The organism is Caballeronia sp. LZ035 (genome assembly GCF_031451175.1).
Classification (GTDB): Bacteria; Pseudomonadota; Gammaproteobacteria; order Burkholderiales; family Burkholderiaceae; genus Caballeronia.
The window spans coordinates 1,314,657-1,340,468 of the sequence record NZ_JARUXS010000003.1 but is presented as its reverse complement, the minus strand read 5'-3'; the positions used below and the strand labels follow the sequence as shown (position 1 = coordinate 1,340,468).

19 protein-coding genes are annotated in these 25,812 nt (G+C 62.8%); 7 read left to right on the top strand and 12 right to left on the bottom strand.

What is annotated here, in order from left to right; all coding sequences use genetic code 11:
- Positions 1 to 421: 421 nt before the first annotated feature.
- From QCE88_RS28745 to QCE88_RS28730, 4 genes are read left to right on the top strand one after another with little or no spacing between them, the layout of a single operon-like run.
- Positions 422 to 3,253: a PAS domain-containing protein gene (locus tag QCE88_RS28745; protein ID WP_309908274.1), complete on the top strand. Its 2,832-nt coding sequence runs from the start codon at positions 422 to 424 to the stop codon at positions 3,251 to 3,253.
- A complete protein-coding gene (locus QCE88_RS28740; protein ID WP_309908273.1) occupies positions 3,250 to 4,935 on the top strand; it encodes a CHAT domain-containing protein in 1,686 nt (561 codons plus the stop codon). Before QCE88_RS28745 ends, QCE88_RS28740 begins: the two co-directional genes overlap by 4 nt.
- Before the next feature lie 34 nt (positions 4,936 to 4,969).
- Positions 4,970 to 6,307 carry a hypothetical protein gene (locus QCE88_RS28735; RefSeq protein ID WP_309908272.1) on the top strand — a complete coding sequence of 446 codons (1,338 nt, stop codon included), beginning with the start codon at positions 4,970 to 4,972 and terminating at the stop codon, positions 6,305 to 6,307.
- 40 nt (positions 6,308 to 6,347) lie between these two features.
- Entirely contained in the window at positions 6,348 to 7,190 is an 843-nt protein-coding gene (locus QCE88_RS28730; RefSeq protein ID WP_309908271.1) for a hypothetical protein, read from the top strand.
- Positions 7,191 to 7,370: 180 nt separating this feature from the next.
- Here the strand turns inward: QCE88_RS28730 and QCE88_RS28725 are convergent, their stop codons facing one another.
- From QCE88_RS28725 to QCE88_RS28710, 4 genes are read right to left on the bottom strand one after another with little or no spacing between them, the layout of a single operon-like run.
- Positions 7,371 to 8,312 carry an ABC transporter substrate-binding protein gene (locus QCE88_RS28725; protein ID WP_309908270.1) on the bottom strand — a complete coding sequence of 314 codons (942 nt, stop codon included), beginning with the start codon at positions 8,310 to 8,312 and terminating at the stop codon, positions 7,371 to 7,373.
- A 59-nt stretch (positions 8,313 to 8,371) separates the two neighbouring features.
- On the bottom strand, positions 8,372 to 9,400 hold the full coding sequence (locus QCE88_RS28720; protein WP_309908269.1) for an ABC transporter permease: 1,029 nt from the start codon (positions 9,398 to 9,400) through the stop codon (positions 8,372 to 8,374).
- A gap of 19 nt (positions 9,401 to 9,419) precedes the next feature.
- Complete coding sequence (locus tag QCE88_RS28715; RefSeq protein ID WP_309908268.1) at positions 9,420 to 10,934, bottom strand: sugar ABC transporter ATP-binding protein; 1,515 nt, start codon at positions 10,932 to 10,934, stop codon at positions 9,420 to 9,422.
- A gap of 58 nt (positions 10,935 to 10,992) precedes the next feature.
- On the bottom strand, positions 10,993 to 11,754 hold the full coding sequence (locus QCE88_RS28710; protein WP_309908267.1) for a GntR family transcriptional regulator: 762 nt from the start codon (positions 11,752 to 11,754) through the stop codon (positions 10,993 to 10,995).
- Between the two features lie 195 nt (positions 11,755 to 11,949).
- On the opposite strand from QCE88_RS28710, the gene QCE88_RS28705 reads away from it, so the two are divergent.
- The 3 genes from QCE88_RS28705 (at position 11,950) to QCE88_RS28695 (ending at position 15,102) form a co-directional block, all read left to right on the top strand.
- On the top strand, positions 11,950 to 13,248 hold the full coding sequence (locus QCE88_RS28705; RefSeq protein ID WP_309908266.1) for an L-fuconate dehydratase: 1,299 nt from the start codon (positions 11,950 to 11,952) through the stop codon (positions 13,246 to 13,248).
- Positions 13,248 to 14,480 (top strand): Zn-dependent hydrolase, encoded by a 1,233-nt coding sequence (locus tag QCE88_RS28700; protein ID WP_309908797.1) that lies wholly within the window; start codon positions 13,248 to 13,250, stop codon positions 14,478 to 14,480. Before QCE88_RS28705 ends, QCE88_RS28700 begins: the two co-directional genes overlap by 1 nt.
- A gap of 142 nt (positions 14,481 to 14,622) precedes the next feature.
- Entirely contained in the window at positions 14,623 to 15,102 is a 480-nt protein-coding gene (locus QCE88_RS28695; RefSeq protein WP_309908265.1) for a hypothetical protein, read from the top strand.
- On the opposite strand, the gene QCE88_RS28690 is transcribed toward QCE88_RS28695, so the two are convergent.
- The 8 genes from QCE88_RS28690 to QCE88_RS28655 form a co-directional block, all read right to left on the bottom strand.
- Positions 15,096 to 15,683, bottom strand: a complete 588-nt coding sequence (locus QCE88_RS28690; RefSeq protein WP_309908264.1) for a PqiC family protein — start codon at positions 15,681 to 15,683, stop codon at positions 15,096 to 15,098. The genes QCE88_RS28695 and QCE88_RS28690 overlap by 7 nt on opposite strands.
- The gene (locus QCE88_RS28685) at positions 15,680 to 17,284 is read right to left on the bottom strand and encodes an MlaD family protein (RefSeq protein WP_309908263.1); all 1,605 of its coding nucleotides are present in this window, start codon (positions 17,282 to 17,284) and stop codon (positions 15,680 to 15,682) included. The genes QCE88_RS28690 and QCE88_RS28685 overlap by 4 nt, the downstream gene beginning before the upstream one ends.
- On the bottom strand, positions 17,281 to 18,561 hold the full coding sequence (locus tag QCE88_RS28680) for a paraquat-inducible protein A (RefSeq protein ID WP_309908262.1): 1,281 nt from the start codon (positions 18,559 to 18,561) through the stop codon (positions 17,281 to 17,283). Before QCE88_RS28680 ends, QCE88_RS28685 begins: the two co-directional genes overlap by 4 nt.
- Entirely contained in the window at positions 18,558 to 20,021 is a 1,464-nt protein-coding gene (locus tag QCE88_RS28675) for an efflux transporter outer membrane subunit (RefSeq protein ID WP_309908261.1), read from the bottom strand. Before QCE88_RS28675 ends, QCE88_RS28680 begins: the two co-directional genes overlap by 4 nt.
- A gap of 1 nt (position 20,022) precedes the next feature.
- Positions 20,023 to 23,178 carry a multidrug efflux RND transporter permease subunit gene (locus QCE88_RS28670; RefSeq protein ID WP_309908260.1) on the bottom strand — a complete coding sequence of 1,052 codons (3,156 nt, stop codon included), beginning with the start codon at positions 23,176 to 23,178 and terminating at the stop codon, positions 20,023 to 20,025.
- A gap of 44 nt (positions 23,179 to 23,222) precedes the next feature.
- Positions 23,223 to 24,452: an efflux RND transporter periplasmic adaptor subunit gene (locus QCE88_RS28665; RefSeq protein WP_309908259.1), complete on the bottom strand. Its 1,230-nt coding sequence runs from the start codon at positions 24,450 to 24,452 to the stop codon at positions 23,223 to 23,225.
- 81 nt (positions 24,453 to 24,533) lie between these two features.
- Positions 24,534 to 24,719 (bottom strand): hypothetical protein, encoded by a 186-nt coding sequence (locus tag QCE88_RS28660; protein WP_309908258.1) that lies wholly within the window; start codon positions 24,717 to 24,719, stop codon positions 24,534 to 24,536.
- A gap of 114 nt (positions 24,720 to 24,833) precedes the next feature.
- A complete protein-coding gene (locus QCE88_RS28655; protein ID WP_309908257.1) occupies positions 24,834 to 25,742 on the bottom strand; it encodes a LysR family transcriptional regulator in 909 nt (302 codons plus the stop codon).
- Positions 25,743 to 25,812: the final 70 nt, after the last annotated feature.

The following is a 25,812-nucleotide window of genomic DNA, read 5'->3' as shown; positions in this document are numbered from 1 at the left end:
TGCGATTCATCTCAATCTAGGAAAGGACCTTGCGAAGTGCAAGATCCGTCAATCGTCAGACGAGCGTGCCTGAGCTGAAAGGCGACCTTCTGGTCCGGCACATTCTTATATCCGAAGCGGCAATGATTGAGCATTGCATGACGCGGACCATAAACACGCTCAATCAAAGCGTTGTCGCTGGCTCGACCACACGCTTCTCTTGACGAGATGCCGCGTGCAGACAGTCACTTCCGTCCAGATCTTTGTCCGATAAGCGCTTGTTCAATGACTATACTTCGCGAATCCATTCAGTCGGCCTGGCCATAGAGCTTGGCAGCAACGATCCACTTTCAATACGCGCGACTGAAGTTGTGATCCGGTGACTCTTACTCGAATAACAGCCGGCTTGCCGTTGGAAGTGCCGATCGTATCGGGAGAAGACATGGGCTTGGATACTGGACGCGCAGAGCGGACGCCGTATGCTCCGCCACAATCGTGCGATGCGGTCTTGGCTACCCAGCTACTCAAGTCGAATATGCCGTTCGTCGCGGTCAATCGGGACGGACGCATCGTCGAACAGAATGACGCCCTGACCGGTCTGATTGGCGAGCACGCCCGTAGCAACGCGGCGCTGCCCGTGTTCGGCGTGGATCGATCCACGCTGTTCGACACGGATCGCAGTGAGCCGATATGCGGGTCGTGCGAATCGGCAACGGGTGAGATCGTTCCATTGATCCTGCATCCCCTATATCGGGTAAAGGATTGGAATGATGCGATGCTGGTGGCGATCGTGGACGGCACGCCGTTCCGCGCAGGCGAGTTGCAGCGTTTCGAGTCCACGCCGTACACGATTTTGCGGGTGACGGACAGTATCGTTCGCTTCGCCAATGACGAAGCGCAACAGACGCTGGGTCCAACCTCCGGCAGTCTGATTGGCAAGCGGCTCACCGACATGTTCGAGGACGACGACCGAAGTGCGATCGAGAACGGGCTTCAGCGCTGCGAAACGGAAAGGACGGCCGTGCCGCTCGACGTGACGATCAAAGCGCCGGTCGACGCTCCGTGGCGGGACGTACGCCTGATTCTGACGCCGGACATGATGCCCGATCGCAGGCTGCTCGGTGTCCTGGCCGTCATAAAGCTCACTACGCTTGATCTGGCGCGCGACCGCATCCGCAGAATCATGATCGCGCCGAGTTCACCAGATCATGGCAGCGAACACGGCGCGCGCGTGAAGTGGCAAGAAAGATTCGCGTCTGTCGTGCAGCAATTGGCGCGCTTGTTTGAATTTGATCACGCCATACTCGGCGTCTACGCGCACGATCCGTTTCTCTTCAAAGCCGTCGAAATCGAGTCGGGAGAAAAAGGCATCAGGCCTCCCAAGGACGAATTGTGGCCTGCGCGCTGGATGGATTTGCCGCACTGGTCAGAGGCGTGGCTTTCGAGTGGGAAGACGTGGGTTCCGAGCGTGGACGAGTTCACTCAGGGTGATGAGGTCCTGCGTGACAGCGAAATCGTAAAAAGCTATCGGCGATACGGCATCGCTTCCGCTGTGACACTGCCTGCGTTCGGATCGAGCAAGATCACGTCATCGCTAACGCTATGTTCGAAGCATGCGGGAAAGTACGACGAAGTGGATTTGAAGAAGCTCAGGGAACTCGATCTCGAACCCGTCCTGCTGCGCTTCGAACAGGAGATGCGAGACGAACAGACAGCATTCGCGGAAGAAATCAAGCAGTCTCTGGCGTCGGCCACGCCGCTTCCCGAGAAAGCGGTTTCCATCGTGACCCGGATTGCCGAGCACTTTCATTGGGAATATGTTGGTCTGCTCAGGGTGAACCGGCACGAAGAGCTTTTCAAATTGGTCAGCCAGCAGCCGCCCGACGCCAGCTTTTCGCTCAAGCCCGATTTCCGGCAGCCCATCTCGGATGGCATGCTGGCCCGGACGCTCAAGGAGTCGAAGATTCTCGTGGTGGATGAGATCGGCAATCCGGATGTGGAGCAGTACGACTACATCACGCTGAATCAGTCATTTCGTTCGGCGATGACCATTCCCCTCCGACTGAACAAGCGCACGCGCTGGGTGATCGATGTGGAATCCCGGGCGGCTCATGCCTTTCGCGGCCCCGATCACGATGAGATCGTCGACATCATCTCGATCATCGAAGAGGGACTCACCGCGCAGATGCTCGTACAGATGAAGAAGGTGTTGCTGAAGACATCGGAGCAGGGCATCGTCATCACGGGCTTTGATGGTTCCATCATCGAGATGAATCCCATCGCAGGCGTGATACTTGGTGAGAAGAATCTCCGTCCGGCGGAAAGCGAGTCGATCTTCCTGAATCAGTATTTGTCCGACACCGATCAGAACACACTCGATGTCCTTGCGCGCAGAACCGTACGGAAGAAGCAACGCCTGGAGCTCAAAAGCGACGGCAGCAGGCGGCGTGCCGTGCAGGCGTCGCGCTACGACCTCAAGGAAGCCTTCGACGTCGAGATCTGGTTGCTGACGGATTTGCGCGAGGAGGATTGGTCCCGGGACTTGCGGTTCCTGCGCTCGGTCGTCGCGGAGGTGGCTCAGGAGACACGCGCGCCGCTGACGCTCGCCTCGACACTCGCGCGGCAGCTACCGCAACTGCTCAAGGCATCGGGCGACGCCCTGGGCCGGATCAGCGGTCCTGGCTCGGTGACCGAACGTCTGGTCTCGGAGATCTGCAAGGCGGACATCACGTTCGAGCGACTGGCGGAGGGGCTGTCGATACGGGAAGAACCGAGGAGAACGAGCGACATGGTTAATCTGCCCCGGTGTCTGAGGGACATCGTTGGCGTGCTCCCGGAACGAGACCGGTCGCGCATCGAGCTTACTTCCTCGACGCCGCAAGCTTTGCTCGTGAAAGGCGATGAAGGCCGGCTTGCGTTTGTCATGCGGTCGATCGTCGGCTATCTGCTGCGCATCCGTTCGGCGGAGAACGCGAAGGTGATCGTCGACATCGCGGCTGACAGCGGACGGGCGATCTCCAGGTTCGCGCTGAACGAAGCAGTCTCAGAGGGTGGATCACAAGGCAGTCCGGATCCGGAGGATCCGCTGTGGAATGCGTCGCGCCTTGCAACCGGCGATGTAAGTCTGTCACTCGAGGCGATCGAGGATGTCATCCATGCGCACGATGGCAAGCTGGACAGGGAGCCGCCGGATACCACGCGGTCCGGCGCGCTTCCCATCGTTAAGTGGTTCGTCATCGAGCTTCCGCTCGTTGGGGCCGGAGGCCAGCCATGAACCAGATTGTGCAGGCGTTGGACCCGGTTCCCCGGTTCGATCGGATCCTTGTCGTGACCAACCGGGATGTCGTGCCGGATCTGCTCGATCTCTTCTTTGCGGTCCTTCCGGTCACAGACGAGACGCCGGCCCTTTTGCAGAAGATCTTCAGAGCGCAACGGCAGCGTCGATCCTCGACGAATGCGGCGGAAGAGGACCTGAAGGGCGTCAGTGAAGCACGTCCTGCACCGCTTTTGATCATTGTCGACGGCACGGTGAACTTCGAGGCGGGTACGACGGACAGCGGCCTCGGTGTGGCAGCCAGCCACTTTCTCAACTGGCTGGAGACGGCGGCGCCAATGATCCCGGTCATGGTGTTGAGCTCGACGATGATCGAGAAGCTCGAGCTTGCGGTGCTCAGCCGCCGCAATGTCGTCCTGTTCTCGACTCGTCCCGATCTTGCACACGACGCGAGCAGCGAGTTCCGTGACGCGCTTGAGAATCTCGTGTCAGGAAAGCGGCGGGTGAAGCGTCGCATCACGATCGATGTGGGCCAGGATTCCGCCACTTACCGGTTCAAGACCGAGTATGGAGAGTTTTGCACCGATGCGAAACCTTATATCAACAAGCAACACATTCCGTTTCTGATCCAGAGCGTCGGCGCATTCAATCCGTATAGGGGCGGGGACTTGCAGCCGGACTGGAAGTCAACTCTGAACCTGATTGGATATCAACTGTTCGACGTTTTGATCAATGATTCGATCGGCCCGCATATCGCGGCCATGCTCAAGACCATGCCGCCTCCGGCTGCAAAGCCGATGACCGACATGCAGCAGGTCGCAGTCGAGTTGCGCTTCGAGATCAACGGCGATCATCCGGACGATACCAAGCTGTTTGTTTTGCCCTTCGAATTGGCAAGTCCCAACCTGGACTCTGCGGAAACGTTCCTTTGCACGCTGGTTCCGATGGCGCGGCGGGTCCGTCTGGCGCAGATTTATCGTCGCGAGCCGCACAAGTTCTATCTGCAGGGGCGCGCACCGCGCGTATTGTTCGTTCGGGCGAATGCACAAGGCAACGTAAAGTTCGTCTATGACACGACGGGTGAGCGCACCGAGGAACAATACCTTGCTCCACTCAAGAATATCGATGACGAACTGGACTTGCTGAAGCACATCGCGAAAGGCAGCAAGTACAAATTGCTGAAGAGGCCTATCGTCGTCGGCGGACCGAACGCGAGAACCGGGCTTGAACTGGCGAAGGCAATACGCCACCTCCTGGAGACGGGCCGCTTCGAGATTCTGCATTTTTCCGGGCATTCCACGCGACTGGAAGACGGCAGCACTTATCTTGTCCTTCCTGGCGAGAACAAGACCGCGTACACGATATCCGCTACGGAACTGGGAAAGTGGGTACAGGCCGGGGGCTGCGAACTCGTGGTCTTGTCCTCTTGTCGCGGCGCGTCGGTGCAGACGGCGATCCAGACGATTCGAGGCGGAGCGAAGGCCGTGCTCGGTTTTCGCTGGGACGTGGATGCTGCCGGGTGCAAGCGGTTCTTCGATCGCTTTTACGAGGTGTACCTGCGGGACATCCATTCAGAGTCGCACTCGATTGGCGAGGCGTATCGCGACGCTTGCCAGAACGCCAAGGCTGCTTTTTCCGGAATGCCGCTGTGGGCTTCGGCGGTCGCCGTAGAGAACGAATGAGTGCGTCGTTGCAGGCTTGCCTTGGGAGGCTGACATGCTGAGATTCGTTGCAAGGCTGTTGGGCGCCAGTGACAAGACCCACGATTCGTTGGGCTCGCCAGCGTGGCGTCCAAGGAATTTCAGGAGCGAGATCATCCGGGCCGACCCTGAAACGGATCCTCAGTATGCGGCGTTGAGCGGCGACGTGTTCGAACCGAACAAGTGTTACTTCAGCGTCAGAATCGTCGAGGTGAGGCTCGCGGAAATCGGTAGCTATCTTTCGACTTATCTCCCAATGTGCAGCTGCTTTCTGCGCTACCAGTATGGGCACTCCGTCCGTGACGTGCCTTACATTGTCAGTTACGACGAAGTACGCAAGAAGTTGTCCGAGGCGGAAGAGGGCGGCGGCAAGGACAAGCCGGCAGTGCCGGGGGGTGCGCAGCGCATAGAGTTCTCCAATCAGTACATCGTACAGGATGCGCCCTTCCTGTCGGGTGGCGTGAGCATGTACACGGCGCTATGCCGAATCAGCAATACCGGGCCGTTGCGCGGCATGCTCGATCTCGTGTCGGATGCGGCGGGAACGATCGGCGGTCCGGCTGCCGGACTGGTCGCCCGGTCAGGTGTGGACATGGCCAAGCGGCTGGGCAACGTACTTGGCCTCGACGATGTCAGCACGCGCTTCGGCATGTATGACGGCAATGCGTTGAGGAAGAGCGGCTATCAGATTTTCGCCGGGGCATTGCCGGGGGTGTCGGGTGAACTGACTGTTCAGAATGGCATCGTCAAGGTTCGTCACGACGACACCGATGTGTCGACGATCGACGATGCCGACTATTTGCTTGTTGCGTACGAGTATCGCAAGACGCAATGCGAAGATGTCTTCACGATCGACTCGCGCCTGCCGTTCAATGCGCTGTGGGAAGAAGTGAAAGCGGCGCTTGCAGGAGGCAGCCTGGTTGCCGCCGACGAGCCCAGAAAGAAGCTGTTCGAAGCGATCGCGCGGTCTGACGACCTGATCGAGTCGGATCGCCTGAGCATGATCGTCGGCTATATCGAGGAGATCGCCCGCTGGACCAGAAGGTTGAAGGAAGCGGGCGTGCTCAAGGGCTCTACGGCCACTGAGAGTTCGGCGAGCTATCTGCTGCGTTTGTCGCAAGAGTCCGATGCGCCGCGAGTTCTGCGCGATACGCTGGACGCTAGCGCCGCCAGCATGATGGGCAACGAGGACCTGCCCGCCGCGACGCAGACACCGTTGCTTTCCAGCGAAGCCTTGTCAGCAAGATCGAACCGGGTCAGGGTCGCGCTCGATGGCGCCGAGATCGATTCCGATCTGCTGGCGAGAGTATCAACCGACCTCGTCATTGCAAACCTGTCATCGCGAATCGAGTAGACGGCAGGTATGGGAAAACGGGCGAGCATTGGAGATCATCATGGCCACCAGCAAGCGGATCGCAAACGCGGCCCCTGTGCAGGCGGGAATCGCAGGGGCGAACGCGCTCGATGGCGCTGGTGGTGCCGGCGCACGGAAGCGCTCCTCCGGGATCGACGTGGTGCGCCCTGGAGCAGGCGTCGATTCAAAATCGCTTCTGGAGAGCCTGGGTGTCGTCGACGACCTCATGCAACGCAAGGGCCTTTCGAACCAGCAGGCGACACTCGCGGGCGTCAGACATTCCATACTTCGGCAACTCGCGTCCGTCCACGGCCTGGACGCCGACGCGTTGACTCTTCCGCAGTTGAGCGGCCCCGAGTGGGTGAAGCGCTTTCCCGACAGCCGATCCACGGCGGAGTTGGAACGTACCTTCAAGACCGGCGTGGACGCGTTCATCAAGTCGATGCAGGACGGCCACGCGACCGTCAAGGTGTCGTCGACATATCGTCCGCTTGAACGCGCGTATCTGATGCATTATGCCTACGCGCTCGCGCATGATGAGGTGAAACCGAAGGATGTACCTGCCCAGTCAGGCGTGGATATCGTGTGGGATCATGGCGACCCGGCGGCGTCGAAGAGAGCGGCACAGGCCATGGTCGATGCCTATGACATCGCGAAGGAGCCGGCGCTGCATAGCCGGCACACCGAACACAAGGCAATCGATATGACCATTTATTGGGCCGGCACGCTCACGTTGGTAGATGGCGATGGCACACGCGTGACGATCGACTCCGGCCCGCGCGACGGTACCAATCGCAAGCTCGTGAAGGTGGGCAAGACCTTTGGCGTGGTGAAGGCCATGTTCGCGGGCGATCCCCCTCATTGGTCTTCCGACGGACATTGAGCCCGCCCACGCAGCCGGAGCGAGGCGTGCTCGCTGTCGAGCGCCAAGGTGTTGTCGATGCTTTTTTTGAAGGAAAAGCACCCTGCAGCGTGACTCGCCTGCAGGGTGGAGATGGCCATCTCATCAGCCCAGTCGGCCCCGATGCGTTCCCTCGGCACGACCGACTACGATCAACCCAACTCAATCATACAAAACCGCCTTGATCTTCGGATCGTTCATATTCCCCTTGTCGTACCAATAAAACCCGGTATCGACCGTCTTGGGCAGCTTCTCCCCCTTCATCGCCTTGACGGCCGAATCCACGACGCACTTGCCGATCCCAACAGGATTCTGCGTAATCGCCCCATACATCAACCCGGACATGATGTCTTCCTTCTGCTCCTTGCCGGAGTCATAGCCGATCAGCACGAGCTTCTTGCCCGACTCCTTCACGCCGATTGCCGCGCCTTCTGCCGACCCTTCATTCGCCCCAAACAAGCCTTTGATATTCGGATTGGCCTGAATCATGGCTTTAGCGATCTCAGCGGATTTCAAGTGATCGCCTCCACCGTATTGAACGGAAACGATCTTGATCCCAGGATGCTTGGCCTTCATCTGATTCAGAAACCCATCCCGCCGATCAATCCCCGTGCGGCTCGTCTGATCGTGCACGATCACCCCAACGTCCCCCGCATTCCCGATCGCCTCGGCCATCTTGTCCGCAGCAAGCGCCGCAGCCGCCAGGTTATCCGTTGAGCAAGTAGTCAACGGAATATCGCTATCCACGCCCGAGTCGAACGCGATGATCGGAATCTTGTTGTTCTGCGCGCGCTTGAGCAACGGAAGCGCGGCCTTGCTATCGAGCGCCGCAATGCCGATAGCCTGCGGTTTCTTCGCGAGCGCCGCCGAAAGCATATCGATCTGCTTGTCGACCATCGCTTCCGTTTCCGGTCCTTCGAACGTGATCCGGACTTTCTGTTCCTTCGCCGACTGCTCCGCGCCCGCCTTCACGGCTTGCCAGAACTGATGCTGGAATCCTTTGGAAATAAGCGGAATGTACGGCTCGTCCGCCTGCGCGACGCCAACCGTTCCAGCCAAGGCAAATACGCCCGCCAGCACTCCGGTGATGGTTCTTTTCAGCATGGTAAGTCTCCTCCTTGGGTTCGATGCTTCCCTTTGTTGGTCTGACAGGCAATTAAAGTTCAGCTGCTTTTCCTGCGCCGCAAGATATCCGCGTACACCGCGAGAATGATGATGAGGCCCGTCACCACGATCTGCCATTCCTGGGCGACGGACATGATGCGCAAGCCATTGGTCAGCACGCTCATGATGAACGCGCCGATGATGGTTCCCAGAATCGTCCCCGAGCCTCCGGAAAGCGAGGTTCCGCCAATCACCACGGCGGCGATGGCATCGAGTTCATAACCTTGGCCCAACGCCGGTTGCGCCGAATTCAGCCGCGACGCGATGAGCAGCCCCGCAATGCCGCAAATGGCGCCGCCTAGCCCATAGATGGCGATCTTCCAGCGGTCCACGTTCACGCCGGACAAGCGCACGGCTTCCTCGTTGCTGCCGAGCGCAAACGTATAGCGTCCCAGCGCAGTGCGATTCAACGTGATCGAACTGACAATGGCGAGAAAGAACAGGATCAGCACTGCATTGGGAATCGGCACGCTCGGCAGAAAATAGCCGATCAGCGAGTCCTGCGAGATCATGTAGAAGTTCTCGGTGTCGGTGAAGTAGATCGGCTTGTCCGACGACACCACCAGCGAAAGCCCCTTCAGCAGCATCATCATGCCGAGCGTCGCGATGAACGGCGGAATCTTCATCTTCGCGGTCAGCGTGCCGGACACCGTGCCGCAGATCGCGCCAGTGATGATGGCCGCAATCACGCCGATGGCCATCGGCATGTGCCAGTACGTGAGGAACACGCCGCAGATCACGGCGGTGAAGGTCATCAGCGTGCCCACCGAGAGATCGATGCCGCCCGTGATGATGACAAAGGTGGCCGCAATGGCCAGCACGCCGTTCACTGCCGTTGCCTGGAGAATGCCGAGGATGTTGTCCATCTGCATGAAGGCGGGCGACGCGAAGCTGAAGAAAACCAGCAACAGGATCAGGCTGGCGAACGCCAGCAGCTTTTGCAGCGCCGTGGGTGTGAAGACCCGCGCGCGCAGGCTGCTTGTGCGTCCCTCGCTGGCGAGCGCGGCGCTATCCGTTGGTTGTGTCATGTGATCGACCCTTTGCGGCTCACGCCGCTTGCAAAGATTCGCGCCGCGTCGCGAGTTCCATGATGCGTTCTTGCGTCGCGTCGCCCGAAGACAGTTCGCCAGTGATGCGCCCCTCGCACATCACGACGATGCGGTCGCTCATGCGCAGGATTTCCGGCAGTTCCGACGAGATCATCACGATCGCCTTGCCCTGTTGCGCCAGCGACCGCAGCAGCTTGTAGATTTCACTCTTCGCGCCGACATCGATACCGCGTGTCGGCTCGTCAAAAAACAGCACGTCGCAATCGCGTTCAAGCCACTTCGCGATAACAATTTTTTGCTGGTTGCCGCCCGAGAGCAGCCGCACCGGTTGCGTGGGCGAGGGCGTGCGGATCGCGAGCAGGCGAATGAAATGCGCGGCGGTCTTGCGGATCTTCGAGCGGCGCAGGAACACGCGTCCGCTGAGAAACTTGCCGAGATTGGACATGACGATGTTCGATTCCACGTCCATGCCCGTCGCGAGGCCAAAGCGCTTGCGGTCTTCCGAGAGATAGCCGATGCCGCGCCGCACGGCATCGCTCGGCTTCCTGATGGCCGCCGGCACGCCCTTCACGACAATCTCGCCGGACTGGATCGGATCCGCGCCGAACACCGCCCGCGCGACCTCGGTGCGCCCCGCGCCCATCAGGCCCGCGAAGCCGAGAATCTCGCCGCGGCGCAGTGTGAAGCTCACGTCGCGCACCAGCGGCCCCGCGTTCAGATGCTTCACTTCGAGTGCGACCTCGCCCTGATCCGATCCGCCGAGGAACGAGGTCAGATCCGTGAGCGTGCGCCCGACCATCATGCCGATGATCGTATCCACACTCGTCTCCGCCGTGTGAACCGTGGCGACATATTCGCCGTCACGCATCACGGTGACGCGGTCGGAGATCTGCTTGAGCTCGTCCATCTTGTGCGAGATATAGACGATGCCCACGCCATGCGCCTTCAGCTCGCGAATGATGCGGAACAGTTCGGCAATCTCGGCATCGTTGAGCGCGGAGGTCGGCTCGTCCATGATGAGCACGCGCGAATCGAACGACAGCGCCTTGGCAATCTCCACCATCTGCTGACTCGCGACGGTGAGCGTGTCCACGATCGTGCGCGGATCGAGCTTCACATGCATGCGCGCAAGGATCTCGCGCGCGGCGGCATTGAGCGTGTCTTCGTCGAGCAGCAGGCCGAGACACTTGCGCGGCTCACGCCCGATGAAGATGTTCTGCGCGACGCTCAGGTGATTCATCAGTTGCAGTTCCTGATGAATGATGCCGATGCCCAGCGCCTGCGCCTCGCGCGGACTCGTGAACTCGACCGGCTGGCCGTCGAGCAACATGTCGCCGGAATCGCGCGTGTAGACGCCTGCGAGAATCTTCATGAGCGTCGACTTGCCTGCGCCGTTCTCGCCCATCAACGCGTGGACTTCGCCTGGCTTGAGATCGAACTGAACCTCGTGCAGCGCGCGCACGCCGGGAAAGCGCTTGCAGAGCTTGCTGACCGATATGAGCGGGGGTGTCATGGGAATGGCTTCGGGTCCTGTTCCGGTTGGCATCGTCGAGGGCGGCGCTCATGCAGGCTCACGGCGCGAACAGGTCCGGCCGTTCCGCTGCCGAACGCCGCAGTTCGGCCACCACCTGATCCAGATGGTCATGCATGGCCCGCCCGGCGGCTTCAGCCTTGCCGCTGCGAACAGCTTCGAAGATGCGCTCGTGTTCGGCGAACGTATGCGCAACACGCTCGGGACTCGCCAGCAACTGCCGCGCGCGATCCAGCGCACTGCGCGATACCGCGACGATTTCCTTTACGCGCGGCAGCTTGATGGCGTCGAGCAGGATCTCGTGAAAAGCAAGGTCCAGTTCATGAAACGCGAGACGCTCGCCGTTTCCAATCGTGCTGCGCTGTTGATCGAGATTGAGCGCGAGGGCATCGAGCACGGCGCTGTCGCGCAGCTTCGCGACACCGCGCACGGTCTCGACTTCGAGCGCGCTGCGAATGAACAGATGCTGACGGATATCTTCCAGCGCGATGGGCTTCACCCGCGTGCCGCGCTGCGGCAGGACTTCGACGAGCCCCGCATGTTCGAGGCGCGCCAGCGCGGCGGATACCGGAAAGCGCGACACGCCCATGCGGTCGCAGACCGCGAGCTTGTCGATCATCAAGCCGGGCTCCAGCGCAAGCGTCACGATGGCTTCACGCAACGCGGCCTCGACGGCGTCGGTGAGGCTGCCCCGGTCGCCGCTCTTGATCTTGTGCAAGGCATCGTAGGGATTGCTGATGACGCTCGCGGTATCGGAGGAAGTACTCACGGCATGCTTGCTTTGCGATGAAGATGCTAGCATGCTAGGAAGCCGGAGCAGCCTTGTCAACGCGTGCCGAATGCGTATAAACCCGCTAAGACATGATCGAAGTCATGGTGCATCTCTCAGTTTGGGAAAGCGGGTGATTCGGCGCACGATACATGGTGTTTTCCCGCAGCTTCAATCCGGTTCCTCCGCTTCGTCTTCGTTCAGGTCTTCGCTCAGGAGCGCTTTCAGATGACTACGATCACCGGCCTGTCCGTTCAGGACATCCGCTTTCCCACATCGCGTTCACTCGATGGCTCCGACGCCATGAACGCCGCGCCGGACTACTCGGCCACCTATGTCACGCTCGCCACCGATGCGCCCCAGGGCCTGATGGGTCACGGTCTCACGTTCACCATCGGACGCGGCAACGAGATCTGCGTGGCGGCGGTGCAGGCGCTTGCGCCGTTGATCGTCGGCAAGACGCTGGAGGAGATCACGTCGGACATGGGTGCGTTCTGGCGCGCGTTCACATCGGACAGTCAGTTGCGCTGGATCGGTCCGGACAAGGGCGCGATCCATCTCGCCACCGCTGCGGTCGTGAACGCTGCATGGGACCTGTGGGCGAAGGCGGAAGGCAAGCCCGTGTGGAAGCTGCTGGTGGACATGACACCGGAACAGCTCGTGCGCTGTCTCGACTTCCGTTACGTGACGGACGCCATCACGCCTTACGAAGCCATTGCGTTGCTGCGACGCCATGAAAAGACGCGCGGCCAGCGCGAGAAGGAGATGCTTGAACAAGGCTATCCGGGGTACACGACATCGGCGGGCTGGCTCGGCTATGACGACGACAAGATTCGCCGCCTCGCGCGCGAAGGCGTCGCGCAGGGCTGGACGCATTTCAAGCAGAAGGTCGGCGGCAATCTCGAAGAAGACGTGCGGCGCGCACGCATCCTGCGTGAAGAGATCGGTCCCGGTTCGAAGCTGATGATGGATGCAAACCAGGTCTGGGAAGTCGATGAAGCCGTGGCGAACATGCGACGTCTAGCGGAGTTCGACCCATGGTGGATCGAAGAACCCACAAGTCCCGACGATGTCCTTGGCCACGCGTCGATTCGTCGGCGGCTGGGTTCCATCGGTGTGGCAACGGGTGAGCACTGCCAGAACCGCGTGCTGTTCAAGCAATTGTTGCAGGCGCAGGCCATCGATTTCTGTCAGGTGGACAGTTGCCGTCTCGGCGGACTGAACGAAGTGATCGTCGTGCTGCTGATGGCGGCGAAGTTCGGCGTGCCCGTCTGCCCGCATGCGGGCGGCGTGGGACTGTGCGAATACGTGCAGCACATTTCGCTGTTCGATTACATCTGCGTGTCGGGCTCGCTGGAAAACCGCGTACTCGAATATGTCGATCATCTGCACGAGCATTTTCTCGATCCTGTCGTAATCCGTAACGGCCGCTACATGCCGCCGCAGCGTCCGGGCTATAGCATCGAGATGCACGCGGAGTCGCTCGCGCATCATCGCTATCCGGACGGCGCCGCATGGCAAAGCTGATGCCGAAGATCAATGGCAAGCGGCTGATCGACGATCTCGAACGGCTGCGCAGCTTCGGCGCGACGGGAACGGGCGTTGTGCGTCTGGCGCTGTCGCCAATCGATATGGACGCACGGCGCTGGCTCGCGCGGCGTATGGAGGAAGCGGGGCTGTCCGCGACCATCGACGGCGTCGGCAACGTCTTCGGGCAATCACGCAATCCGGGCCCGGCGCTGTTGATCGGCTCGCACACGGACACGCAGCCCACCGGCGGCTGGCTCGACGGCGCGCTCGGCGTGATCTACGGGCTGGAGATCGTGCGGGCGCTGGCCGAATGCGACAGCACGCGTCATCTCGCGCTGGATGTCGCGTCATGGATGGACGAAGAAGGCAGCTTTTCGGGCTTTCTGGGCAGCCGCAGTTTCGTGGGTGCCTCTATCGACGATGCACTCGACCACGCGCGCAACCGCGACGGCCTGCTGCTGCGCGATGCAATCGAACAGGCGGGACTCGCAGGCCGGCCACGCGTGCAGCTCAACAAGACGCGCCACAGCGCCTACCTGGAACCGCATATCGAGCAGGGCGGTCGACTGGAGGCGCATGGCAAGTCGATTGGCGTGGTGACGACCATCGTCGGTATTCGCGAACTCAGGCTGCGCTTTACCGGACAGCGCAACCATGCGGGCACCACGCCGATGTCGATCCGCCGCGACGCGGGCGCCGCACTGGTGGCCTTCATCGGGCGCATGGACGAAGCGTTCCGGCAACTCGCCGATGCCGATACCGTGTGGACAGTGGGCCGCATCGATCTCGATCCCGGATCGTTCAGCATCGTGCCCGGCTGCGCTGACTTGTCGCTGCAATTCCGCGATGCGAGCCTGGCTCGTCTGCACGCGATGGAAGCTGCACTCGCTGCGCTAATAAGCGACTTCAACGCAAAGGAAAAAGTAAAAGTCGAATTCCTCGATACCGAACCGCCCGAAGATCCCGTGACGATGGATGCAGCGCTTCAAGCGCAACTCGCCGATGCCGCCGAAGCGCTCGCGCCCGGGCGTTGGGAGGCCATGCCGAGCGGTGCGTCGCACGATGCGCAGGTGATCGCGCCGCATCTTCCGGCGTGCATGCTGTTCGTGCCGAGCATCGGCGGCGTCAGTCACGATTTCATCGAAGACACGTCCGAGGCGGATCTCGTGCTGGGCTGCGAAGTGGCCGCTCATGCAGCAGTGCACATACCGCGCGGCATGGCGCGCTGACCTCACTGCGTCGCCCATTGACATGGGCGGCGCACGGCACTATCAGTTCAACAACACACAGGCGCGCACGACCCGCCGCGCCGTTCAATCCATCCCATCCTGACAGACCATCGAGCCTCCGCCACTCACGCAAGGAGTCGCCATGAGAGCAAGGAACGTACGGACGTGCTGCGCGATCGTGCTGGTCATGATCGCGCTCGATGTCATCGCCCAGAGCAAGCCGATCGCCTATCCCGCCAAGGGGCAGAGCGCGCAGAAGCAGCAGAGCGACGACGGCGCCTGCTATAGCTGGGCAAAGAGCAACACGGGCGTGGATCCGGCCAATCCCGCCACGACCGGCGCGCAAAGCTCGCAGAGCGCACAAGCCGGGCACGGCGGCCAGCGTCTCGGAGGCGCGGCGCGTGGAGCGGCGGGTGGTGCGGCCATTGGCGCCATCGCGGGCGATGCAGGCAAGGGCGCAGCCGCCGGCGCGGTAGCGGGCACGATGGCGGGCGGCGCGCGTGCGCGTCAGGCGAAGCGCGCCGAGCAGGCAAACGCGCAATCGCAAAGTCAGGGCGCGATGTCGACGTACTATCGCGCGTGGTCGGCGTGCATGCAGGGACGCGGCTACACGATTCAGTGACTGTTGCGGATGGCCGCCGCGATATCCCGGCTCACTTGTGCCAGCGCACGGTCATGCGCGGCGATCAGCGCGTCGGTGTCGCCGCCGTTCACCGGTTCGCGCACGAATGTGCGGCCACTGGCATTGCTTGCAGTGCTGCCGTCGTTGTCGCGGCGCACGGACCAGCGCGCGTCGATCACGACCGCTTCGCCAGGCACGGATTCGAACTGCTGGATATCGACGCGCACGCGCCACGCCCGCGCATCGGCCGCTGCGCGCGACGCCACAGCGACACGGTCCGAGCCGAGCATCAGGCCGAGATTGCCGGCAATGGCATCCGCGATGCCGCTCTTCAAGGGTTCACCCCAGCGCGCATATTCGTTGATCGCGATTTCGTTGTTCGTGCTGCGCGTGACGATCTGCGGGCGGTCGACGAGTTCGGGCACCGTCACCGGACCGACGATCACCGCCTGCTGAATCGGACTTGCGCCCGCCGTGGCCGAAGCCGCATCCGGACTCAGTCGATAGAAGCTCGCACGCGGCGACGCGCATCCTGCGCAGACCACCGCGACCGCAAGCACCATGAGAACGCGCGGCATCATTTTTTCTCCTCCGGCTTGCCGCGCAGCAGCGCTTCAGGATGTTGCTGAAGATAATCGGCGAGATTGCGGAACGAGGCCGCCGTGCGCGTCAGTTCGCGGACTGCTTCGGCCGTGTCCTGCTGCAAGCCTGAATCCGGGCTAAGCGTGGCGTGCGCGGCATCGAGCGCGCTGCGGGCGGCATTGAGCGTCGCTGCCGCTTGCGGCAGCACATCCGTATTGAGGCCCTGCATCAGCAGGCTCGTCGCGTTGAGCGTCTTCTGTGCGCTCGCGGTCAACTGCTCGATCGGCAGCTTATCGATACGCGTCATGATGCGGTTGATCGAGTCCTGCAATGAATCGAGGCCGCTCGGCGTGGTCGGCAGTTCGGGCGGCGTGCGGTTCCAGTCGACGCTCGCCTGCTTCGCGGCGGGGAAGAAGTCCATCGCCACATACAACTGCCCCGTCAGCAGACTACCCGTGCGCAATTGCCCGCGCAGCCCGCGTTCGACGAGAAAGTCCGCAAGCGCCTTCGGGTCGCTGACCATGCGGCCGCTTTTTGGGGGCGCATTCGCGAAGCGCGACGTGAAGCGTTCCGGATACAGCTTCACTTCGACCGGTATGCTGATCTGCTTCGTGGCCGCATCGAAGCGCGTATAGATGGCCGACACCTCGCCGATCTGAATACCGCGAAACTCCACCGGCGCGCCCACGGCCAGCCCGCGCACCGAACCCTGGAAGTTGAACACATACGTCTCGACGATGCGTTCCTGCACGCGCAGCGCATCGGCGCGCGTCGCGAAGAGATTGAAGACGGTATCGGCGGGCGCTTCGGCCCAGCTGAGCGAAACGGCCGGCGTTTCGAACGCAAGGCCGCCAATCAGGATCGATACCAGCGACTGCGTGTTGACCTTGAGGCCGTCGGTGCCCAGCGTGACGTCGATGCCGCCCGCCTGCCAGAAGCGCGAATCGGCGTTCACATAGCGGTCATAGGGCGCGTTGACGAACACATGCAGCGTGACGCCACTGCCGTCGCGATCCAGTTCGAACGACGTCACCTGTCCCACTTGCAGGCGCCGGAAGAACACCGGCGTGCCGACATCCACGGAGCCGAGATCGCTGGCCTTCAGGACGAACTGCCGGCCCGGCACGTCGCTCGCGAACACCGGCGGCGTTTCCAGTCCGACATAATCACGCCGGTCGCGCTTCGTCCTGCCGATATCCATGCCGATATACGCGCCTGACAGCAGCGTGCCGATGCCCGATACCGAGCCGCCCGCCACGCGCGGCCGCACGACCCAGAAGCGTGTGTCCTCGACGAGCATGTTGGCGGCGTCGCGCGTGAGATCGGCGGTCGCGACCACGTGCGTGTAGTCCTTCGAGAGCGTGACGGACTTCACCTGGCCGATGTCCACGTCCTTGAACTTGATCTTGGTCTTGCCTGCTTCGAGTCCTTCGCCGCTCTTGAAAGTGATGGTGACGGTCGGACCTTTTTCGAGCACGGCCTGCGCGGCCAGCCACACGCCGATCAGCAGCGCGACCGCCGGCACCACCCATACCCATGGAATGCGCCAGCGCTTTCTCGGCACGACTTCGGCGTCGGGCATGTCGTTCGGCGTGTTCATCGCGCAGCCTCCGCGCGGGCATCCGGCGGCGGATCCCAGATCAGGCGCGGGTCGAACGACATCGCGGCGAACATCGTCAGCACGACGACCGCGCCGAACGCAATCGCGGCCGGCCCCGCGGCGATGGTGGCGAGCGCGCTGAACTGCACGAGCGCGACCAGCACGGCGATGACATAGATATCGAGCATCGACCAGCGGCCGACAAACTCGACGATGCGATAGAGACGCGCGCGCAGCGGGTTGCGCTGGGTCGAACGCAGATTGACGCTGGCGGCAAGATAGCCGATGGCGAGGATCTTGAGCATCGGCACGGCGACGCTCGCGATGAACACGACGATGGCAAGCGGCCACGAGCCCGACTGCCACAGATACGCGACGCCGCTCATGATCGTGTCCTTCTCCGCGCCGAACAGCGAGCTGGTGTTCATCACCGGCAGCAGGTTCGCGGGGATATAGAGGAGCGCCGCCGCGCTGAGAAACGCCCACGTGCGCGACAGGCTGCCCGGCTTGCGCAGATGCAAATGCGCGCCGCAGCGCGGGCAAACGAGCCGTTCGTGCCTGCGCGTGCCAGCGGTAGAGAGGCCGCAGTCGTGACAGACGCAGATGCCGCTCGCCGCCGCGATGGGACCGCGCAACGGCGTGCCGGCGGGCAGGCCGGGCGGCGCGCCGTCGATGCGCATCCACATGGCGCGTTCGTCACAGGCCGAGGCCGCCGCGACCAGCAAGGCCATCAACGCCGCCAGCGACCACAGCGCGGGCCCCGTCACCACCGAGGCGATATGGGCAAGCTTCACCAGCGCGACCAGCAGGCCGAGCATCAGCACTTCGGTCATGCCCCACTCGCGCGCGACGCGCAGCAGGCGGAACACGGTGTCCGCGCGCCAGGGCACGCGCCCGAGGAACAGCGGCAGCAGCAGCCACACCATGCCGATGGCCTGCAACGCGGGCATCAGGATCGTCGTGAAGAAGATGAGCGCGGCGAGCGGCCACATGCCGTCGCGATACAGCACCCGCACCGCGCCGATGAGCGTGGTCTCCACGAGATCGCCGTTCACCGACAAGCCGACGATCGGACACGCGTTCGAGATGAGCCACAGCACGCAGGCCGCGAGCGCGAAGGCGAGGGCGCGGTCGAAGCCCGGTTCGCGCCTGCGGTACAGCACCGCGCGGCAGCGGCAGCAGCGCAGCGTGCCGCCCGGCGGCACCGCGTGTTCATGCTGGAGCAGATCGCATTCGTGGCAGGCGATCAGCGCGCGGCCGGAAGCGGGCGTGTTCATTGCACCGTCTGCGGAGTAGATGACGCAGACGGCGCGGCGCCTTGCTGCGTCGTGAGCTTGTCGGCGGCGACGACCCAGCCGCCGCCCATCACCTTGTACAACGTGACGAACGACACCAGCGCAGCCGCCTGCGTCTGCGTCAGCGAGAGCTGGGCGTTGAAGAGGCTGCGCTCGGCATCGAGCACTTCGATATAGCTCGTGTAGCCGCCTTCATAACGCGCCCGCGCGAGGCGCGAATAGGTGGACAGCGCCGTGACCTGACGGCCCTGCGTTTCGAGTTGCTCGTGCAGCTTGGTCGAGGCGATGAGCGCGTCGTCGACTTCCTGGAACGCGACCTGGATCGCCTTCTGGTAAGTCAGCAGCGCGCCGCGTTGTTGCGCCTCGGCCGACTGCACCTGTCCCGAGATGTTGCCCGCCGTGAAGATGGGCTGCGTGACCTGCCCCGCGAACGACCAGACGCGCGACGGCCCCGTGAACAACGACGAGAACTGCCCGCTCGCCGTGCCGAGCAGGCCGGTCAGCGATATCTGCGGGAAGTACAGCGCGCGCGCCGCGCCGATCAGCGCATTGGCCGCGACCAGATCCTGTTCGGCTTGCAGCAGATCGGGCCGCCGCTCGAGCAGATCGGACGGCAGGCCCGCTGGAATAACCGGCGTCGCCATCTCGCCGAGCGTGCGGCCGCGCAGGATCGGACCGGGATTGTCGCCGAGCAGAATCGACAACGCGTCCTCTTGCTGTGCGATGGACGTTTCGAGCTGGGGAATCGTGGCGAGCGAGGCTTCGTATTCGGACTGGCTTTGCGCAAGCTCCATCTGCGAGACTTCGCCGCCCTCGAAGCGCAGCGTGAAGACATGCACGGATTCGGCGCGACTGTCAGTGGTCGCTTTGGCGATTTCCAGTTGCTTGTCCAGACTGCGCAGATTCAGATACGACGAAGCCACCGACGCCACCAGCGAGAGAATCGTTGCCCGCCGCCCTTCGATGCTCGACAGCAGATTCGCACGCGCCGACTCGGTCAGCCGCCGGTTGCGCCCGAACACGTCGAGTTCCCAAGCGGCGGACACCGACACCTCGTAGTCGTTGAAGACCGGCCCGAAGCCGGCCAAAGGCTGCGGCCCGGCTTGCGAGGCACGCTGGCGCGAGGCCGTCGCGCCCGCCGACACCTGCGGGAACAGCGCCGCGCGCGTGGTCACGAACTGGCCCATGAACTGGTCGATGCGCGCCGCCGCGATCTTCACGTCCTTGTTGTTCGCCAGTGCCGTGTCGATCAACTCGTCGAGCACCGGATCCTGAAACTGCTTCCACCATTCGGTGTTGGCGGTATCGGCGGTTTCGCCTGAGGCAAAGCGCCAATTCGCGGGCGTTTCCACCGGCTGGCGCGAATAGTTCGGCCCGAGCAGGCAGCCGCCGAGCATCAGCGTCATGACGAGACCCGACAGGGCGAGGGGGAGCCGGCGCATGTCAGTCTCCCTGTTCCTTGGGCGGCGCATCGGCTTTCTTCTTCGCCGAGCGTTCCGACATCGTTTCCAGCACGAAGAAGAACATCGGGATGAAGAACACCGCGATCACCGTGGCGCCGAGCATGCCGCCAATCACGCCCGTGCCGATCGAATGCCGGCTGTTCGCCGAAGCGCCCGTCGCGATGGCGAGCGGCACGCAGCCGAGAATGAACGCGAGCGAGGTCATCACGATCGGGCGCAGGCGTTCTTCGGCCGCGATCATGGTGGCGTCGAGCACGGACTTGCCCGCCTCGCGGTTCAGCACGGCAAACTCGAAGATGAGAATGGCGTTCTTCGCCGCGAGCGCGACCAGCATCGTCAGGCCGATCTGGAAGTACACGTCGTTGTTGAGGCCGCGCAGCAGGATCGCGAGCAGCGCGCCGAAGATCGCGAAAGGCACCGCCATCAGCACGCCGACCGGCAGGCTCCACTTCTCGTATTGCGCCGCGAGGATCAGGAACACCATCACGAGACCGAACACGAACACCAGCGCCGAACTGCTGCCCGACTGCTTCGCCTCATAGGCCTCGCCGCTCCACGCGATGCCGTAGTCGGAAGGCAGCGATGCCGCCACGGCTTCGAGCGCCTGGATCACCTGTCCCGATGCATAACCGGGCGCAGCGTTCGCTGTGATCTTCACCGCCGGGAAGTTGTTGAAGCGCGTGATGAGATCGGGGCCGGTGACATAGCGCGTGTTGACCACCGCCTTGAGCGGCACCATGTTGCCGGTCTTGCTCTTCACGAAGATCTGCGTGAGATCGTCGGGCTTGATGCGATACGACGGCTCCGCCTGCAATATCACCTGCCACAGCCGGCTCGAACGGTTGAACTGCGACACATAGAGCGAGCCGAACATGGTCTGCATCGCGCTATAGACGTCCTCCACCGGCACGCCGAGCGTCTCGGCCTTGTCGCGGTCCACATCGGCCAGCAATTGCTGCGACGACGCGTTGAACGTGGACGTCACGCCCGTCAGTTCCGGCCGCTGCTTCGCCCGCTCGACGAAGTCCTGCACGAGCGCTGCGAACTGCGCGATCGGCGCATCGCCCTTGCTCTGGATCCACATCTCGGTGCCGCCGGTCGTGCCGAGACCAGGGATCGACGGCGGATTCAGCGGGATCACAATGCCTTCGCGAATCTGCGACAGATGTTTGTAAGCGTCGATCAGCACGGCGCGCGCGTTCTCGGTGCGGATCTTCGCGGACGTATAACGGTCGTCGAAGCTCTTGAGGCCGACGAAGAACGTCGACGAGTTATTCTTGTTCTGGCTGTCGAGAATGCTGAAGCCGTCGACGGTCGTGATGCTGCCCACCGCCGGCTGCTTCATGAAGTAATCGGTGACGCGCTCGGACACCGCGCCGGTGCGGTCGAGCGAGGCCGCGTCCGGCATGATGACCGCGCCCAGCAGATAACCCTGGTCTTCGGGCGGCAGGAAGGCGGTGGGAATATCGCGCATCATCACGACGGCGAGCGCAATCACGCCCGCAAAAATACACAGCCCGATCACGAAGCGCCGGATCACGAGCCGCACCGCGCGCGTATAGCCGTGCGTCATGCGTTCGAACTGACGGTCGAACCAGCGGAAGAAGCCTTTTTTCTCGTGATGCCCGGGCTTGAGCAGCAGCGCGGCGAGGGCCGGCGACAAGGTGAGCGCGACCAGACCCGAGATCACCACCGAGATGGCGATGGTAATCGCGAACTGCTTGTACATCTGCCCGGTGATGCCGGCGAGGAAGGCCACCGGCACGAACACCGCACACAGCACGAGCACGATGGCGACCACCGGTCCCGCCACTTCATCCATGGCTTTCTTGGCGGCGGTCTTCGGATCGAGCTTGAACACCGTCATGTTGCGCTCGACGTTCTCGATCACGACGATCGCATCGTCCACCACGATGCCGATGGCGAGCACCATGCCGAACAGCGTCAGCATGTTGATGGAGAAGCCCAGCGCCGCCATGCCCATGAAAGTGCCGACAATCGACACCGGCACCGCCAGCACCGGAATCAGCGTTGCGCGCAGGCTTTGCAGGAACACGAACACGACGATCACCACCAGCACGACGGCCTCGAAGAAGGTATGCACGACGTCGGTGATGGACGCGCGCGTGAACTCCGTCGTGTCCATCGCAATCTGGTAGTCGATGCCTTCCGGAAAGGTCTTCTTCATCTCGGCAAGCTGCGCGCGCACCAGCTTCGATACATCGAGCGCATTGGCGCCCGGCTGCTGGTACACGGCGAGCACCGTCGCGGGCTTGCCCTGGAAGCGGCTGCGGATGGAGTAGTCCTTCTGCCCGAGTTCGGCGCGGCCCACGTCGCGCAGCCGCACGATGGCCGCGCCGCCCGACTGCGCGCGGATGATGATGTTCTCGAACTCGGAAGGCTCGGTGAGGCGTCCGGAAGTCGTCACCGCGAACGACTGTTCGACGGGCGCGCCAGTTGGCGACTGTCCCAGCCGGCCTACCGCGAACTGCTGGTTCTGGTTCGAGACGGCGCGCTGCACGTCGGCGGCGGTGATGCCGAGTTGCGCCATGCGGTCGGGCTTGAGCCAGATGCGCATCGCGTAATCCGGGTTGCCGAAGATGCTCGACTGGTTCGCCCCGGGAATGCGTTTGAGCGCGTCGAGCACATAGACGTTGGCGTAGTTCGCGATGTAGGTGGCGTCGTAGCGTTCGTCGGGCGAATAGATCGCAATCACCATCATGAACGCCTGCGATTTCTTCTGCACCTGCACGCCCTGCGAGGTCACCGACTGCGGCAGTTGCGGCAGCGCGAGATTCACGCGGTTCTGCACGTCCACCTGCGCGAGTTCCGGATTCGTGCCGATCTGGAAGTACGCGTTGATCGTCAGGTTGCCCGTCGATGAACTCGACGAGCTCATGTAGATCATGTTGTCCGCGCCGTTGACCTGCTGCTCGATCGGCGCGGCGACGTTGTTCGCGACCACGTCGGCGCTTGCGCCCGGATAGGTCGCGGAGATGGTGATCTGCGGCGGCGTGATGTCGGGATACTGCGCGGTCGGCAACGCCAGCATGGACAGCGCGCCGCCCAGTGTGATGACGATCGAGATGACCGACGCGAAGATCGGGCGGTCGATGCAGTAATGTGAAATGTTCATTGGCCTCTTCCGCGCGACGAGTTTCCGAACGTCGTCTGATCAAATCACTTGCCGGCCTCGCTGGCTGCGGCCTGCGCGTCTGATGCGCCCGCAGGCGCCGCACCCGTCACATGCAGTTGCGAATCGGCGGACACGCGGATCGCGCCATCGACGATCACCCGTTCGCCCGCGCGCAGGCCGCTCGTGATGAACCAGTCGTCGCCATGCCACTCGCCGACTTCCACCACGCGCTGACGCGGCTTCGACTGCTCGTCGAGCACCCAGACGAAGTGACTCTTCGCGCCCTGCAGCACGGCGCGCTGCGGCAGCAGGATGGCATTGGGCCGCACCGCGCCCGACACCCGCGCCTTGACGAACTGGCCGGGCCGCAGGATGCCCTTCGGATTGGAGAACACCGCGCGAACCAGGAAAGTGCCGGTATCGGTGCTGAAGGCCGGATTCGTGAAGTCGATGCGACCCGTCTGCGGATACACGGAGCCGTCCGCCTGGATGATCGTCACGTCGAACTTGTTCTCAGGCGGAAAGCGCAGCAGGCCCTTCTGGATCTGCTCGCGATACGTCAGCAACTCGTTCTCCGAGATGCTGAAGTTCACCCACATCGGATCCAGTTGATACACGTAGGTGAGCAGGCCGGATTGCGTCGGCGTTACGTAGCTGCCTTCCTGCACGCGCGCGAAGCTGGAGAGGCCCTTGAGCGGCGAGCGGATGGTCGTGTAGCTCAGGTTGAGTTCGGCGGTCTGCACTTCGCCTTTCGCCGAGATGACGGCGGCCTCGGCCTGCTTTTCATTGCCGATGGCGTCGTCGAGATCCTTCTTGCTCAACGCGTTCATCGCGGCGAGCGGCTTCACGCGCGCCAGGTTCTGCTGCGTCACGTAGAGCCGCGCCTGCTGCTGCGAGAGCGCGCCCTTGGCGGTTTGCAGCGCGGCCTCGAACGGCCGCTTGTCCATCACGAACATGATCTGGTTCGCCGCGACAAGCGTGCCTTCGGTGTACAGGCGCTTCTCGAGAAAGCCGTCCACGCGCGCGCGTATCTCGACCTCGCGCGAACTCTGCGTCTGCGCGGTGAATTCGAACTCGACGGGCGTGGACTGGGCGGCGACCGTGACGACGGTCACGTCGACCGGGGGCTTCTGTGCTTCGGGGGGCGGCTTCTTGCAGGCGGCCAGCGCCAGCAGCACCCACGCGGCAAGCGATGCCATCCGCACGGCGTGCCCGGTGCGCGACCGTGGGGCCAACCCGCCGCAGTCCAGTATCCGTTCCGACACGAACGCCATAGGCGCCTCCCCCTCTGGGACGGCCGACAGTTGAGCGGCGTGGCGCGCCATGACACGTGCGCCACGGCGGCCCGCTTCGCTTCAAGCGGAGGCGAACGTCATCCCGGCCATGCGCATGTGCGTGACCGTGTCGCCTTGCGATGAGAACGCGCTGGACAGGCCAGCTTGCAACGTCAGCGCGTGCGAGCCTGATGGAAGTGATGGGTCGTGGCTGCCTCCGGTGTTGTCGGTCGAATGCTTGTAAGAGAGCGGCGCATGATGCGTCATGCCGCGTGTCCTGTTTGAAACGGACGCGGCGTGCGTGACCCAATTACTAATAGTCGAAGACGGCTGAAAACGCCATAGCGTTCGCGCGAATTTGCAGAGGCTCGCAACGACGCGTCAGTCCGCGCGCTTCCATGTCCTGAAGACATCGAGCAGCGTGCGCACCTGCCGCCCGGGCGGATCATTGCGACGCCAGACGGCGCCGACGTCCATGGTCGGCACGGGCACGCTCAAGTCGCGCTTGCTGATGCGGTTGCCCTCGAGTGACCACGGCCGGTAGACCAGATCCGACAGGATGGTCACGCCCTCGCCGAACGCCACGAGGCTGCGCACCGCTTCGATCGACTTGCTCTGCATGCGCACGCGCGGCTCCACGCCGAACTTGCCCCAGTAGCGTGCAACCGTCTGGATGTGCTCGTCCATGTCGAGCAGCAGATAGTTCTCGCGCGCGACGTCTTCCAGCGTGACGCGCTGGGCGTCGAGCAGCGGATGATCCGGCGGCGTCCACAGGCGCCGCGGCGAACGCATGATGGTCTCGTCCTTGAGATCGTCGTGCAGCGCAGTGTTGGAGACGAGCAGCAGCGCCATGTCGAGATCGCCCGCGAGCAACTGTTGCTCGATGACTTCCCGCTCGCGCTCGATCACCTCCACCTGGAGGTTGCGAAAGCGGCGCGTGAGCGTCGCCATCATCGAGGGCAGCAGGTAGGCGGAAATGGTCTCGGTCACGCCGATGCGCACCATCCCCGCGATCTGCCCCGGTTCCTCCTGCGCCGCCAGCACCGCGTGGTCCACGGATTGCCGCGCCTGCTGCACATGGCGCAGGAAGCGCACGCCCGCTTCGGTGAGCCGCACGCCCTTGGCGTGACGCGCGAGCAGCGCTACGCCGACCGTGTCCTCCAGGTTCTGCAACGCGATTGTCATCGACGACTGCGACACGCTGCACAGGTTGGCGGAGCGCGAGATCTGCCCGGTGTCGGCGACGGACACGAAATATTCGATCTGGCGCAGGGTGATCTGACGAGGCATAGGGGCGATCCGGTGATGGCGGGCGAGCAATATCTAAAAATTCTATATCGCTGAATCGGAAATATGAATT